Source organism: Streptosporangium sp. 'caverna' (assembly GCF_003203775.1).
Classification (GTDB): Bacteria; Actinomycetota; Actinomycetes; order Streptosporangiales; family Streptosporangiaceae; genus Streptosporangium; species Streptosporangium subroseum.
Window position 1 is genome coordinate 10,674,635 of the sequence record NZ_CP029711.1, and the last position, 15,086, is coordinate 10,689,720.

The 15,086-nt window shown below is 69.6% G+C and carries 13 protein-coding genes; 11 read left to right on the forward strand and 2 right to left on the reverse strand.

Annotated elements, in window-relative coordinates; genetic code table 11:
- The first annotated feature begins 3 nt into the window (after positions 1 to 3).
- The 4 genes from DKM19_RS46120 to DKM19_RS46135 all read left to right on the forward strand — a co-directional run bounded on the left by DKM19_RS46120 (position 4) and on the right by DKM19_RS46135 (position 5,684).
- Positions 4 to 1,866, forward strand: coding sequence for a class I adenylate-forming enzyme family protein (locus DKM19_RS46120; RefSeq protein WP_110704926.1), 1,863 nt, complete (start codon positions 4 to 6; stop codon positions 1,864 to 1,866).
- 69 nt (positions 1,867 to 1,935) lie between these two features.
- Positions 1,936 to 2,856, forward strand: a complete 921-nt coding sequence (locus tag DKM19_RS46125) for an NAD(P)-dependent oxidoreductase (RefSeq protein ID WP_110704927.1) — start codon at positions 1,936 to 1,938, stop codon at positions 2,854 to 2,856.
- 429 nt (positions 2,857 to 3,285) lie between these two features.
- Positions 3,286 to 4,704 carry an LCP family protein gene (locus tag DKM19_RS46130; RefSeq protein ID WP_110704928.1) on the forward strand — a complete coding sequence of 473 codons (1,419 nt, stop codon included), beginning with the start codon at positions 3,286 to 3,288 and terminating at the stop codon, positions 4,702 to 4,704.
- Positions 4,705 to 4,913: 209 nt separating this feature from the next.
- A complete protein-coding gene (locus tag DKM19_RS46135) occupies positions 4,914 to 5,684 on the forward strand; it encodes a S1 family peptidase (RefSeq protein WP_110704929.1) in 771 nt (256 codons plus the stop codon).
- On the opposite strand, the gene DKM19_RS46140 is transcribed toward DKM19_RS46135, so the two are convergent.
- Positions 5,681 to 7,918 (reverse strand): DUF11 domain-containing protein, encoded by a 2,238-nt coding sequence (locus DKM19_RS46140; protein ID WP_162642281.1) that lies wholly within the window; start codon positions 7,916 to 7,918, stop codon positions 5,681 to 5,683. The two genes, DKM19_RS46135 and DKM19_RS46140, sit on opposite strands and share 4 nt — an antisense overlap.
- Positions 7,919 to 8,216: 298 nt before the next feature.
- Here DKM19_RS46140 and DKM19_RS50355 point away from each other — a divergent pair, with 298 nt between their 5' ends.
- The 7 genes from DKM19_RS50355 (at position 8,217) to DKM19_RS46170 (ending at position 13,654) form a co-directional block, all read left to right on the forward strand.
- Complete coding sequence (locus tag DKM19_RS50355) at positions 8,217 to 8,426, forward strand: hypothetical protein (RefSeq protein WP_162642283.1); 210 nt, start codon at positions 8,217 to 8,219, stop codon at positions 8,424 to 8,426.
- Positions 8,427 to 8,723: 297 nt separating this feature from the next.
- Complete coding sequence (locus DKM19_RS46145; protein ID WP_110704931.1) at positions 8,724 to 9,788, forward strand: ABC transporter substrate-binding protein; 1,065 nt, start codon at positions 8,724 to 8,726, stop codon at positions 9,786 to 9,788.
- Between the two features lie 34 nt (positions 9,789 to 9,822).
- On the forward strand, positions 9,823 to 10,614 hold the full coding sequence (locus DKM19_RS46150; RefSeq protein ID WP_110704932.1) for an ABC transporter ATP-binding protein: 792 nt from the start codon (positions 9,823 to 9,825) through the stop codon (positions 10,612 to 10,614).
- Entirely contained in the window at positions 10,604 to 11,482 is an 879-nt protein-coding gene (locus DKM19_RS46155) for an ABC transporter permease (RefSeq protein WP_110704933.1), read from the forward strand. Before DKM19_RS46150 ends, DKM19_RS46155 begins: the two co-directional genes overlap by 11 nt.
- A gap of 23 nt (positions 11,483 to 11,505) precedes the next feature.
- Complete coding sequence (locus DKM19_RS46160; protein ID WP_110704934.1) at positions 11,506 to 11,898, forward strand: Rrf2 family transcriptional regulator; 393 nt, start codon at positions 11,506 to 11,508, stop codon at positions 11,896 to 11,898.
- A gap of 340 nt (positions 11,899 to 12,238) precedes the next feature.
- Positions 12,239 to 13,204: an ATP-binding protein gene (locus DKM19_RS46165; RefSeq protein ID WP_110704935.1), complete on the forward strand. Its 966-nt coding sequence runs from the start codon at positions 12,239 to 12,241 to the stop codon at positions 13,202 to 13,204.
- A 63-nt stretch (positions 13,205 to 13,267) separates the two neighbouring features.
- Positions 13,268 to 13,654: an SCO5389 family protein gene (locus DKM19_RS46170; RefSeq protein ID WP_089209060.1), complete on the forward strand. Its 387-nt coding sequence runs from the start codon at positions 13,268 to 13,270 to the stop codon at positions 13,652 to 13,654.
- Positions 13,655 to 13,827: 173 nt separating this feature from the next.
- On the opposite strand, the gene DKM19_RS46175 is transcribed toward DKM19_RS46170, so the two are convergent.
- Positions 13,828 to 14,808 carry an LLM class flavin-dependent oxidoreductase gene (locus tag DKM19_RS46175; protein ID WP_110704936.1) on the reverse strand — a complete coding sequence of 327 codons (981 nt, stop codon included), beginning with the start codon at positions 14,806 to 14,808 and terminating at the stop codon, positions 13,828 to 13,830.
- Positions 14,809 to 15,086 lie beyond the last annotated feature (278 nt).

Below are 15,086 nucleotides of genomic sequence, written 5' to 3' on the forward strand. Positions count from 1 at the left end.
GGCATGAACGACATCATCACCGGCATCATGACCGCCGCCGAACGAGAGCCGGAACGGATCGCCGTCATCGACGGCCGCGGCCGCGAGGTCACCTACGGCGAACTGGCCCGACGGGTGAACGCGGTCCGCGACGCGATGACCGAACGGCCCGGACCGGAGGCTCCGGCCGACGTGGAGAGCGAGCCTCTGCCGGAGTCGCCGCCCCGCCCGACTACAGACCAGGCCCGGGAGACCGCGACCCCACAACCCCGCCCGACCACGGACCAGGCCCGGGAGACCGCGACCCCACAGCCCTACCCGACCACGGACCAGGCGCAGGAAGCCACGGCCGATGCGGAGAGCGGACCACGGCCGAGGGAGGCCAGGGCCGGTGCGGAGAGTGGATTACGGCCGGGGAAAGCTACGGCCGATACGGAGAGCGGACTACAGCCGGAGAGCGGGCTACGGCCGGGGGACGGCGTGCTGTTCGCGGTGCGGCCCGGGGTGGACGCGGTGGTGCTGGCGCTGGGGGCCGTGGCGGCGGGCGGGACGCTCGTGCTCGCCGATCCCGGGCTGGCCCCCGACGTACTCGCGGCCCGCCTGGCCGTCACCCGCCCGAAGTGGGTCGTCACCGAATCGCTGCTCTACACCCTGAGCGGCCCGCTCAGAGGCTTGGCCCGCCGCCGAGGCCTGCTTCTGCCGAACCTCCGCGATCCTCTTCCCGGGTGGCCCGTCCGCCACCTCTACACGGGTCCGTGGCTGCCGGGCGTCCCCCGGAGAGCCCTGCGTCTCTCCCTGATCCTTGGATCGCCTGGCCCTTCCGCGCCGGCCACGTCAAGCACGCCGGGCAGAACGGGCACCCCGAGTACACAGACGCCGGGCACCCCGAGCGGGCAGAACGGGCACGGGCCGGGCGACTCGCCCACCGCGGACCAGCCGGCGGCTGTGATCTTCACCTCGGGAACCACCGCGCGCCCGCGTGGCGTGGTGCACACGCGGGGATCGCTGGCGGCCGGGCTGGAGCTGTTCCAGAGCGCCTTCCCGCTGGGGCCCGGCGACATCGTTCACACCGACCAGTTGATGCTCGGGCTGCCCGCGCTGCTGGCCGGGGCGACCTGGTCGCTGCCCGGGGGCGGGGACCTCGCCGCCGAACTGGCCGAGAGGAAGGCCACCCACACCTTCGCCGTCCCCGTGCACCTGGACAGGCTTCTGCGCGAGACCCCCAGGCTCCCCGGCACCCTGCGCTACCTGCTGCTCGGCGCCGCCCCCGCACCGCCCGGCGTGCTCCGCCGCGCGATCGAGGCCGGGCCCGAGGTGCTGTCGATCTACGCGATGACCGAGGCGCTGCCGATCGCGATCGCCTCGGCGCGAAAGAAGCTGGCCCAGACCGAGGGGGACCTGCTCGGGGCGCCCCTTCCCGGGGTCGGCGTCCGGATCGCGGACGACGGCGAGTTGTTCGTCTCCGGCCCCCACCTCGCCCAGCGCTATCTCGGCGAGGAGCCGCTGAAGGAGATCGCCACCGGTGACCTGGTCCGTCTTGAGGAGGGTCGGCTGGTCCTGCTCGGCCGGAAGAAGGACATGATCCTCCGTGACGGGGTCAACATCTATCCGGGCCTCTACGAACCCGCCCTCGCCGCGCTGCCGGGGGTGGCCGAGGCCGCGATCGTCGGACTTCCCGACCCCGAGACCGGGGACGAGGAGGTCGTGCTGGCCGTCATCCCCACCGGGGACTATGACGAGGCTCTCCTGCGGGAGGCCATTCCCGAGATCGTGGACGCCGCGGCCGTCCCCGACCGCATCGAGTCTCTCGACGCCTTTCCCCGTTCGGGACGCTCTGGCAAGCTCGACCGCGCCGCCCTCCGCGAGCTGGTCGCCCGCCGTGTCTGAGCTGCGGGACCGACCGCCGCACGGTTCGGCGGCCGAGCCGGGTCGGCGCACGCGCGAAGGAGGCGGAGCGTGCTGAGGGTGGGGGTGACGGGAGCCTCGGGTTTCGTGGGCGGGGCGGTCTGCCGCGCGGCCGTGAACGAGGGCTGGGAGGTGTCGGCCTTCGGCAGGCGGCCGTCGGTGGAACCCGGACAGGTCGGCGGTGCGCCGTACACGCCGTGGGATCTTCTGGGAGCCAGGCCCGAGCTGCCGGAGCTGGACGTGGTGATCCACTGTGCCGGAGGCGTCACGGACTGGGGACCGCGAAGGGAGATCTGGGCGGCCAACGTGGACGGCACCCGCGCCGTCGCCGCGGTCTTCCCCGGTGCCCGGTTCGTTCATGTCAGTACGGCCAGCGTCTACGACCCGTTCCGGCCGACCGTGATGGCGACGGAGGGCATGGCCCCGGTCAGCCGGTACGCCAACGCCTACGGCGCCTCGAAGGCGACGGCGGAGAAGAGCCTGGAGAAGGCGGTCATCCTGCGGCCGCACGCCGTCTACGGCAGGGGAGACACCACCCTGCTCCCGCGGATCCTCGGGGCGGTCAGGGGAGGCAGGCTTCTCGCGGTGGGCGACGGGCGCCAGCGGATCAGCCTCACCTCGGTGGACAACCTGGTCCGGGCCTGCCTGCTCGCCGCCGCAGGTCCCGTCGAGTGCGGCGTCTTCAACGTGACCGACGCCGAGCCCGTCATCCTCGACGACGCCCTGCGCGCGATCCTCAAGGAACGCGGGATCGACGCCGAGCCGTCCTACCTGCCCCTCAACCTGGTCGCTCCCCTGGCCGCCGCCGCCGAGATCACGTTCCGGCTGCTCGGACGGCCGCACCCGCCCCGGCTGACCCGCTACGCGGCGGGACATCTGGCCGTCGAGCGGACCCTCGACATCACCGCCGCCCGCGATCGGCTCCGTTACAGGCCGACGGCGACGTCGTTCGCCGGCGCCGCCGACTGGTGATCGCCGGGTCCGTCCACGGGATCGGCGGTGCCGGGCGGTGCCGGGCCGTGGCACCCGGGTTCCGGCGGGGTCGTGAGACCGCCCCAGGCGGGAACCGGAGGCGTGAGACTCCCGGACGGGAGCCGGAGACGTGAGACCGTCCCCGTACAGGAATTGGAATCCTGCGACCGTCCCCGGACGGGATTCAGGCCGACCGCAAAAAGCCCGCGATACGCGACCAAGTGCCCTTTCAATCGGGATTTAGCGATACGCCGACGAGTGCCCTTTTGGTCGAGATTTACGGATTGGCGATATCGGCCATGACGGCGATTAGCTCACCGAATCTTGACCGGCGGTTCCCAGCGCGTCGTACGGTCACATACCCCTTACATGCGAAAACCGTTATTAACCTGTGACGCATCGGGTTGATGGACGGGAGATGTTGGAAAGATGGCAGGTAACGGGGGCCGTAGCGGTATCGGATCAAGCCTGGCGCTTACGTTGGGCTCGGCCGTTCTATGGGGCCTGGCCCATATCTGGGTGGGCCGCCGCGTGACGGGCGCCTGCCTGATGGGCATCTATCTGACCCTGGCCGCGGGGGTCACGACCGCCCTGCTCACCGCCGGGCCCCCGCTGCTCTCCCTGATCGTGCAGCCGGCCTGGCTCTGGTCCTTCGCGCTCGCCGCGATGCTGTTCGCCACCGCCACCGTGGCCGTGGTCATCCGGTCCTACCAGCTTGTCCGGCCCGAGTCGCTGTCCGGCACGGCCCGCTATCTCTCGGCCCTGGCGGTCGGCCTGCTGTGCGCGGTGGTGGTCGCCCCGATGGCCTACGCGACCCGACTGGCCTACATCTCCAGGAGCGTGGTGAATTCGGTGTTCGCCACGAGCACCACCCCGATCCCGGTGGATCCGTGGAAGGGCCGCGAGCGGATCAACATCCTGCTGATCGGCGCGGACGCGGCGCCCAACCGGCCCGGTATACGCACCGACAGCATGACCGTGGCCAGCATCAACACCACCACCGGCGAGACCGTGCTGTTCGGCATGCCCAGGAACCTGGAGAACGTCCCGATGCCTCCCGGCCCGGCCCGCGACCGCTTCCCCTTCGGCTTCGAGGGTGAGCCGCCCTACAGCGAGGGCATGCTCAACGAGGTCTTCCAGTACGCCGAGGACTATCCCGAAATGGCGCCGAAGCTGGCAAAAGGGCACCGCGGCCCGGCGCTGCTGAAGAGGACGATCAGCGGCATCACCGGACTCGACATCGCCAACTACGCGATGGTCGACATGAGGGGCTTCATCGAGATCGTCGACGCGATGGGCGGGGTGAAGGTCACCGTCAAGGACCCCATCGTGTACGGCAAGCAGAACGAGGGTCTGATCACCAGTGGCACGCGCAGGCTGTCGGGCGAGGAGGCTCTCTGGTACGGCAGGGCTCGCACCTACAGCGATGACTACGTCCGGATGGGCCGGCAGAAGTGCCTGCTCAACGCCGTCGTCAAGCAGGCCGATCCGGTGACGGTGCTCGGCAGTTTCGAGAAGCTGGCCCACGCCACGATGAACGCCGTATCCACCGACATTCCGCGGGAACTCCTGCCCAAGCTGATCGACCTGTCCTCCAAGGTGAAGAACTCCCAGATCAAGAGCTTCCAGTTCGTCCCCCCTCTGATCAACACCGGCTCACCCGACTACGACCTGATCAAGCGCAAGGTCGCCGACATTCTGGCCGAGCCGCCCGCCCCTCCCCTCGTGGCAGCCGGCAGAGGCGATGCCGCCGACGGCGGGCGTAAGGGCAGCCAGCGCCATGGGAGGCAGAGCGACGGAACGGCCTCGGTGCAGAGAGCCGTCACCCTCGACACCGCCTGCCGCTGACGCCGTTCCCCGGTTCTCGCGCGTCCCCCCGCACCGCTACGCACCCGGCGAGCCCCGCCCGAAATCGACGACCGCGTGGCGCACGGCTTTTGCGGTCCTGACCGGCAACGGCTGAATTAAGGTGGCGTTGCCCACATCGCATGATCAACCTGCGACACGAGGCGATTCTCCTCCCTCCCGCCTGAGAAGCCGAGGTCAAGGAGAGATCCATGTCCCGCAGACATGCCGCCACCACGGGATGCGCCCTAGCGGTCGCCGCGCTCACTCTGGCTGCCGCCCTGGCTGCCGCCGAACCTCAGACAGCGGTCCCCCATTCCGCTCCTCCCACCCAGCAGCCACCGCCGCCGGGCGTGCTTGAGGCACTCCAGCGCGATCTCGGTCTCACCAGGGAACAGGCTCTGGCCCGCCTGCGCAACGAAGCGCGCCTGACACTGGTCGAGGCGGAGCTCCGCGACCAGCTCGGTGACCGCTTCGGTGGCTCCTGGTTCATGGGAACCATCTCGCAGACCCTCGTGGTGGCCACCACCAGCGCCGCCGACATCCCCCGGATCACCGCCGCGGGCGCCCGGCCGAGGATCGTCACCCGGTCGCTGTCACAACTCACCCTGATCAAGCAGAAACTCGAGAAGGTTCTGGCCACGCACCCGCACGGGGGTGGCGTGCGCTACGTCGACGTTAAGATCAACAAGGTCGTCATCCTCTCCGCGACACCCACGGAGACCAGGAAGGTCGTCAGGACCGTCGACGTGGACATGACCGCGGTGACGGTGGTGTTCTCCAAGGAGCGGCCGTGGCCCGCCGACGACGTACGGAACCGCCCTCCCTACTCCGTCAGCGCTACGGCTTACTGCTCGTCCGGCTCCGTGGCGACCTCCGGAGCCCAGAACGATTCCACCGTCGCCGGGCACTGCGGTAATCCGGGCACCGGCTCCGGCGGGGCCGCCCAGGGCCCCGCCGTGTCACCGGACACCGAGTCCTAGGGCTTCCCTCGCCTGGCGCGCAGCCGTACGGCCAGACCCAGTCCGGACAGCAGGATCCCCAGCATTACCGGCGCGACCGGGAGACCCGTGAACGGCAGCGCGGACGCGGACGGCCGAGGGCCCGAGCGCGCGTCCCGCACGGAGTCACATCTCCGGCCGCACGAGGAGCCACACGACCGGTCGTCCGAGGACTCGCACCCGCCCTCACACGCGGAGTCGCCTCTCCGGTCGCACGAGGAGCCACACGACCGATCGTCCGAGGAGCCGAGTCCTCGGTCACATGACGGCTTGCACAACCGCAGGCACGACGGGTTCAACGACGGGGAGGAAGGCGAAGCGGACTTCGGGGTCCGCGCCGGTGCCGAGGCGATTCCGATGGGGCCCGGGTCGCAGTTCGGATCGGCCGAGCCGGCGGAACAGTTGGATCCCGGCGCCACGCCCAGCACCCTGCTCCGTAGCGTCCTGTCTCCCCTCGGAGGGTCGTTCACCGTGACGCTGTAGGTGATCGTCACCTCGGCCCCTGCCGGGAGATCGCCCTTCCAGTCCAGCATCGGCCCGGCGGAGGCGGTGGAAGCGGCGGGGCGCGAGGGGTTCACCGCGCCGTCCGTGGAAGCGATGGAGCGCGAGGGGTTCACCGCGCCGTCCATGGAAGCGGTGGGGCGCGAGGGGTCCACGGCGTCGTCCGTCGGCCCGGTGAAGGTGACAGAGCCCGAGGAGGCCCTGGCGTCGTTGTTGTAGACGGCGTCGTCGAGCACGCCGGAGAGGTCGTTCGTCACGTGGGCATCGGTGTACGAGGCCTCCTGGGCGTTGGTGACGGTGATCGTGTAGTTCACGACCTCCCCGGACCGGGGCGTCCGCGGGGAGAGAGTCTCGCTGATCGTCACGTTCTCCACGACGACGCGGTGAGCGCATCCTCGATCGGCAGCCGGGGCCGGAGCGGAGAGCCTGCCGGCCCGGGGCGTCGGGCCCGGGCAGTTCGTGCCGCCTCCGGGAGCCCGAATCGTGTTGTCCAGCAGATGGTCGCCGGTACCGGGGTCCCTGACGGTCGCGCTGTAGGTGATGGTGACCGTCTCACCCGCCGCGACGTCGCCGGTCCAGCTCAGCCTGGGCTCGTCGTAGGAGACGGTGCCGGTCGTGGCCTGGGCGTCACCGTTGTAGACGGCGTCGTCGAGCACCTGGGACAGCTCGTCGGTGAGGGTGGCGCCGAGGTAGGCGGCGGTGCCGACGTTCTGGACGGTGACCGTGTGGACGACCACGTCGCCGGGCCTGGCGGTCTCCCGATCGGCTGCGGCGAGGATGTTCAGCAGCGGAAGTCCCGCCTTGCGGGTGTTGCCGCAGGCGGAGTCGGTGAAACCGGCGACGCAGTTGGAGCCCTCCGGCCCGGCCAGCTTGCCGGACAGCTGCCGGTCTCCGGCCGGCCGGTCGTCCACCCGCGTGCTGTAGGTGATCGTCACCGTCTGATCCACCGCCACGTCGCCGGTCCAGGTCACCTTCGGCTTGGCGTAGGAGACCGTACCGCTCGACGCCCGCCCGTCACCGTTGAAGGCCGCGTCGTCCAGTACTCCGGACAGGTCGTCGGTGATCGTCGCCCTCGGATAGGGCGCGGTTCCGACGTTGGTGACCGTGATCGTGTAGTCCACCGTCCCGTCGGGCTTGGGCCCGTCGGGGGCGAACGACTTCTTGATCCTCAGCTCCGCGATGCCGATGCGCTGCCCGCACTCCGGAGCGGTCGACTCCGGACTGCAGTTCGAGGCGAAGGGCGGGCCCGCGACGTGGCCGTCCAGGATGCCGTCGCCGACGGCGTCGATCATGACGCTGTAGGTGATCGTCACCGTCTCGCCCCTGGCCACGTCGCCGCTCCAGGTCATGACGGGCTCGCTGTAGACGACGGTTCCGCTCGACGCCCGCTGGTCGCCGTTGAAGGCCGCGTCGTCCAGCACCCCGGACAGGTCGTCGAGGATCCCGACCCCGGGGTAGTCGACCTGCCCGTCATTGGTGACCGTGATCGTGTAGGTCAGCTTGCCCCCTTTCCTCGCGGGGACGGCGGAGGCGGTCTTGGTCAGCCTCAGGCGGGGCGTCACGGCCCCACGGCGCGGGCCGTTCTCCCTCTTCCCGGCCTGAACCTGCTTGCTCACCGACGGTGAGACGACGGGCTTGTCCGGAGCGGCGGGTGAAGGGGCCGGGGTGGCGGAGAGGCCCGGCGTCACCGGCACCGGTTCCGGAGCGGGAGTCAAAGATGGGGTCGCCGCCCGATCCGAGTCGGAGGCGCCGGAGCGCGAACCGGCCGAAGCCGGCAACCGGGCCGCCGGCACCGAATCGGATGTGCCAGATCGCGAATCGGCCCGGGCCGGAGACCGAGTCACCGCCGAAGCCGAATCGGAGGCGCCGGAACGGGAACCAGCCCGAGACGGAGGCTGAGCCACCGGCGCCGAATCGGACGTGCCGGAACGGGAATCGGCCCGAGACGGAGACCGAGTCACCGCCGAAGCCGAATCGGACGTGCCGGAACGGGAACCGGTCCGAGACGAGCGCTTGGATCCCGCCTCGGCGCACTCGTCCGCCGAGGCCGGCAGCGCGGTTCCGCTCTGGCAGGACACCTCCGTGACCTCTGCGATCTTCGCCCGCAACGTGGCAGGTGCGGCGGAGGTGGCGGATACGGCGAGCACGACCGAAGGCATCACGACCACCGAGAGCGCGACCCCACACGTGGCAAGTCTGCCGACCCGCCGTCCCAGAACGTGATGCGACCAAGCACCGTTAAGCCCCACCAAAACCCCCTACCGACCCAGTTCCCAGGCTTTGACCTCTTTCGGGGGGCTCAAGATCAACTGACGCCGGTTGGATACCCAGACCGCCGAAATCTCACCGGCGACCTCGATAAACATCTGTCATGCCAATCCCAAAGATCGTCACCGATTCCGCACGAGAGAACACGAAGAGGTAACAGTGGACCTTCGCGACACACCATGACTTGACAGGCATCCCAGCCCTTGCCTTAATACACCTAACCGACTTATTAAGTAGGAATTAGGAGTAATCATGAACGCTCGCAGGGTTCGCGGGGCGGTGGCCGTGCTGGCCGCACTGGCGATCACAACCTTGGCGACCGCCTGCGGGGGCACGGAGACCACGGGGACGGCGGCCTCGGCCGGCGGGGACAAGCTCGCGGAGGTCCGGCTCGGTTACTTCCCCAACGTCACCCACGCCACGGCGCTGGTCGGCATCGAGAAGGGCCTGTTCGCGAAGCACCTGGGCAGCACCAAGCTCACCACCAGCTCCTTCAACGCCGGCCCGGCCGCGATCGAGGCGGTCTTCGCGGGCGCGATCGACGCCACCTACATCGGCCCCAACCCGACCATCAACGCCTGGGCCAAGTCCAAGGGCAAGGCAATCAAGATCATCGCTGGTTCGGCCTCCGGCGGCGTCTACCTCGTGGTCAAGCCCGAGATCAACGGTGTCGAGGACCTCAAGGGCAAGAAGATCGCCACGCCGCAGCTCGGCAACACCCAGGACGTGGCCCTGCGCTACTGGCTGCAGGAGAAGGGCCTGAAGACCGACACCAAGGGCGGCGGCGACGTCAACATCATCCCGCAGGAGAACTCCCAGACCCTGCAGACCTTCGCCACCGGCGACATCGACGGCGCCTGGGTGCCCGAGCCGTTCGCCAGCCGCATGGTCCAGGAGAGCAAGGGCAAGATCCTCGTCGACGAGACCGACCTCTGGCCGAACAAGCAGTTCGTGATCACCCAGCTGATCGTCCGCCAGGAGTTCGCCGCCGAGCACCCGGAGACGGTCAAGCAGCTCCTCGAGGGGCACGTCGAGGCCAACGCCGCGATCAACGCCGACCCCGCCGACGCCGCCAAGACCGTGAACGCGGCGCTGGAGAAGCTGAGCGGCAAGCCGCTCGACCAGGGGGTCCTGGACAGCGTCTTCAAGAACATCACCTTCACCAACGACCCGATCGCCTCCTCCCTCGTCGGCAGCGCCGACCACGCGATCAAGATCGGGCTGCTGGAGCCGGTGGACCTGAACGGCATCTACGACCTGAAGCCCCTGAACGAGGTCCTCGCGGCCCAGGGCCAGCCCGCGGTCGTCGACAAGTGATCTGACGGATCCGAAGAAGCAAGCAGGAGGACACGTGACAGCTCCGCTCAGGGAGCGGGCGGACAGCCGGATCGAGGGCGAGGAGCCCACGGTCCGGCTGGACGGCGTTTCCAAGATCTATGGCCAGGGCAAGAACAGCCTGCTGGCCCTCGACAACGTCTCCCTCTCCGTCCAGCCGGGCGAGTTCGTCTGCCTGCTCGGCGCCTCCGGCTGCGGCAAGAGCACGCTGCTCTCACTGGTCGCCGGGCTCGACGCGCCCACGGCCGGCCAGATCGACACCGAGGGCCACAAGATCGCCATGATGTTCCAGGAACCGGCGCTGTTCCCCTGGCTCACCGTCTCCGCCAACGTCGAGATGGCGCTGCGGGTGCAGGGCGTGGCCAAGCGCGAGCGTCAGGCCAGGGCCGCGGAGTTCCTGGAGATCGTCCACCTGGACGGGTTCGGCGCCAAGCGCCCGCACGAGCTGTCCGGCGGCATGCGCCAGCGGGTCTCCCTGGCCCGAGCGCTCGCCCAGGACGCGAACGTGCTGCTGATGGACGAGCCGTTCGGCGCGCTGGACGCGATGACCCGCGACCTGCTCCACGACGAGCTGGAGCGGATCTGGCGCGAGCGCAACCTCAGCGTGCTGTTCGTCACCCACAACGTCCGCGAGGCCGTACGGCTCGGCGACCGGGTGGTCCTGCTCAGCAGCCGCCCCGGCCGGGTCGTCGAGCACTTCCCGGTCGAGCTTGACCGGCCTCGCCGCACCGACTCCACCGCGGTGGCGGAGCTCGCCACGACGATCACCAACCGGCTGCGACAGGAGGTCCTCCGCCATGGCCGTTGACCAGGCACCCCCCACCGACACCCATGCCCAGCACCTCGCCGGGCTCGACGCGCTCGAGCTCGGCGGAGGCGAGCGTCACCGGGTCACCTCCCAGATCTGGGGCCGGCTGTGGCCGATAGCCCTGGCGGTCGGCCTGGTCCTGCTGATCTGGCAGGCCGTGGTGTGGTCCGGCCGCTGGCCGGAGTACGTCCTCGCGGGGCCCGTCGAAACCTTCGGGGTGCTCCGCGAGCGCCTGACCACCGCCGAGTACTGGGAGGCCATCGCCGTCACGATGCGCCGCGCGGTGACCGGCTTCGCGATCTCGGTGCTGATCGGACTGGTCGTCGGCGCCCTGGTGTCGCGGATCAAGGTGCTCAGGGCGGCCTTCGGCTCGCTGATCACCGGCCTGCAGACCATGCCGTCGATCGCCTGGTTCCCGCTGGCCATCCTGCTGTTCGGCCTGACCGAGAGCGCGATCACGTTCGTGGTGATCCTGGGTGCGACGCCGTCCATCGCCAACGGACTGATCGCCGGGGTCGACTACACCCCGCCGATCCTGCTGCGCGCGGGACACGTGCTCGGGTTCCGCCGCCTCCAGCTCTACCGTCACGTGATCCTGCCGGCGTCGCTGCCTTCGTTCCTGGCCGGGCTCAAGCAGGGCTGGGCCTTCGCCTGGCGCTCGCTGATGGCCGGCGAGATCGTTGTCATCATCGCCCACCAGTCCTCGCTGGGCGAGCGGCTGTTCTTCGACCGCGAGCTCGCCGACTCCGCGGGCCTGCTCTCCACCATGATCGTGATCCTGGTCATCGGCATCGGGGTGGACCTGCTGTTCGAGACGGCCGACAACTCCCTGCGCCGCCGCTGGGGCCTCCAGCAGGTGCGTAACTAGCCGGCATCGCGTAACCGACGGATATGCGGATCTCCGCCAGAACCCAGTACGCGCTGCGAGCCGCCACCGAGCTGGCCGCGGCGCCTCCCGGCCCCGTGCCCGCCGAGAAGATCGCCGTGTCGCAGAACATCCCCCGGAGGTTCCTGGACAACATCCTGCTGCAGTTGCGGCGGGCAGGGCTCATCCACAGCCAGCGCGGCCCCGACGGGGGCTACTGGCTGGCCCGGCCCGCCGAGGAGATCACCCTGGCTGACGTGATCATGGTGGTCGAAGGCAGTCCGGAACACTCCGCGCACGGCGGCTACCCGGGAGTCGCCGGGCCCCTGGCCGACGTGTGGAGCGCGTTGCGCGCCCACGAGGAGACCCTGCTCACCGAGATCACCCTCGCCCACATCGCCAAGGACTCGCTTCCCTGACGGCCGCCCCGGGCCGTACCGCACGCCAAGATTCGCTTCCCTGACGGCCGCCCCGGGCCGTACCACTCGCCTCCCTGGCGACGGCCCGGACCGTACCGCACGCCAAGGACTCGCCTTCCCGAGGACGGCCCCGGGCCGTATCGCGCCCCGAGACGACGAGCAGATGCTCGCCGAGTCAGATGTATACCTGCGACGCCTCGCCGCCCCCGCCTGCTCCGCGATTTCTCCTGGTTATCCACCAACCTCCCTGGTCACACATGTCGCGGATTCTCACTGAGCGTGGCATGATTATCACTACCAGGAGTCGGAACGGTTTTCATAACCAGATTGGATCGTTGTTGTGAGGGTGGCGTTCGTCGGTAAGGGCGGAAGCGGCAAGACGACTCTGTCGGCACTGTTCGCGAGATACACAGCGAGCCACGGCGGACCGGTCGTCGCGGTCGACGCCGACATCAACCAACATCTGGGAATGGCCCTGGGCATGGCCGACGGCGCGCTGCCCCGGCCGATGGGCTCACACCTGACCGAGATCAAGGAGTACCTGCGAGGCGACAACCCGCGCATCTCCTCGGCCTCCGCGATGGTCAAAACCACCCCGCCCGGGCGCGGTTCGCGACTACTGCGCCTGGACGAGCCCGGCGACCCGATCCACACCGGATTCGCCACCGTCACCCCGGAGGGGCCGCGGCTGATGGTCACCGGCCCGTTCAGCGAGGACGACCTGGGAGTGGCCTGCTACCACTCCAAGGTGGGCGCGGTGGAGCTGTATCTCAACCACCTCGTCGACGGCGCGGGAGAGTACGTCGTGGTGGACATGACCGCCGGAGCCGACTCCTTCGCCTCCGGGCTGTTCACCCGCTTCGATCTGACCTTCCTGGTCGCCGAGCCGACCCGTCAGGGGGTGAGCGTGTATCGCCAGTACCGCGACTACGCCGCCGACTACGACGTGCCGATCGCGGTGGTCGGCAACAAGGTGCACGGCCCCGACGACGTGGCGTTCCTGCGCGAGCACGTCGGCGACGACCTGCTGGTCTGCCTTGAGCACTCGGCGGCGATCCGCGCGATGGAGCAGGGCCGCCCGTTCACCCTGCAGGATCTCGAACCCGCCAACTCCGCGGCGCTGGGAAGGCTCCTGACGCACCTTGACGCCCAGGAGAAGGACTGGTCCCGCTTCGGCCGCCAGGCCGTACGGTTTCACCTCCGCAACGCGGAGGCCTGGGCGAACAGGGCCACCGGCGAGGACCTCGCCGCCCAGATCGACCCGGACTTCGTCTTCGGGCCCACACGAGTGTCGCTCTCGCGCTAGATGGAGCGATCACCGCGCCCGACCTAGTGTCTGAATGATCCCCTTCTGAGAGGAGAACGCAGCATGTCGCTGACCGTTTCGAACGATCTTCTCGACCAGGCGAAAGCCGGTGAGGTCGACGATGAGGCGTTTGTCGCCTGCGTCCGTGACTCCCTGCCCTACGCATGGTCGGTGATCAGCGAGCTGGTCAAGCAACGCGACCACACCGGCGCCGAGTTCGCCGACAACACCGTTCCGCCGCCGGACGAGACCGCCCGGGGACAGCTCCTGCGCTGTCTCGCGAGCGACTCCATGCGCGGTGCCCTGGAGCGCCACTTCCAGGTGAAGCTGGCCTTCCAGAACTGCCACCGGGTCGCGGTCTTCGACCCGGCCGCCACCAGGGCCCACGCGGAGTTCGTCACCGCCAGGTCCCAGATCCTCAACCAGTCGCCCGAGCTCGTCGACTGCTGAGGCTCATGCCTCAAGGATCCTGGCCAGGGGCCCGGCGAGCGGCTTCAGGTCGCGCTCCTCGGGAGCACGACAGTCCGGGCCCGGAAACATGACCCGGGGGGCATGACCACGAGCCTGGGGAGCGGCCCGGTGACACACCTTCCGGGAACGCAACCGGGGTCCGGGGAAATGCCCTAGAGGGCACGACCTCGGGTTCGGGGCAGCACCTCGGCCCCGAGCCGCCTGATGTTCTCGAGGGTGCGGGCATGATCGCCCGCACCCTCGACCATGAGGATCAGGTGCCGCAGGCCGGTGACCTCCGCGGTTCGGTTGATCTTCTCGACGCAGTGATCGGGTGAGCCGACCGGATGCGTGTCGCAGAGAAAATCCACATAACCCGAAATATCGCGATCTGACCGCGCCCGGCCGTCCACCGGCACGTAACCCGCGAGCCCCGGCCCCAGCCACCGCGGCATGGTCTCCTTCAGCTCCCGTACGGCCTGCGCCGTCGAGTCGCCCACGTGCCCCACGACCGCGGCCACGTGCCCGGGATCCTCGCGCCCGTAGGCCCGGATCATGTCCGCCTTGTCCGCGTCACCGATGTGCATCCCCAGCAACATCGGCAGCCCCCGCTCCGCGGCGAGCTGCACGGTCCGCGACGAGGTGCACGCCACCACGGGCCTGAGCCTGGCGGCCGGGACCATGGGCACCTCCCTGAACCGGAAGAACTCCCCGTCCGCCGAGACCGTCTCGCGGTTCAGGGCCGCGCACAGCAGGTCCAGCGACTCGGGGAAGCCTCGCTCGAACCTGGCCAGCCCCGTCCCGAACACCTCCAGGTCCACCCACGGCCCGCCCCGCCCCACCCCGAGCACGAACCGTCCACCCGAGACCTGGTCGAGGATCGCCGCCTGTTCGGCCAGCGCCACCGGGTGCTGCGTGGACAGGACGCTCACCGCCGTCCCGACCCGGATCCTGCCGGTCCGGCCCAGCGCCACGCCCGCCAGCGTCACCGCCGACGGGCACACGCCGTACGACATGAAGTGGTGCTCGGCGATCCACGCGTCGTCGAACCCCGCCTCCTCGGCGGCCACGACCGCCTCCACCGTGTCCCGCAGCACCTCGCCCGGCTCCCGGCCCGGAAACCCCGCCACGACCAGAAAGACACCGATACGCATGGTGCCATCCTCCTCAGGAGCACGGCCCGGGGTCTGCGGGTGCGGGAAATTCGACGGGACTCCGCCGATGACTCCCCCGTTCGGCGCTCGATCCAACCGGCCGGCCCGGCCCACTCGAAGAGCCCGAACCACCCGAAGAGGCCGGGATGACCCTCGTCAACCGTTCGATCCAACCGACCGGTCCGGCCCGCCCGAAGAGCCCGAACCACCCGAAGAGGCCGGGATGACGCTTGTCAGCCGTTCGATCCAACCGACCGGTCCGGCTCACTCGAAGAGCC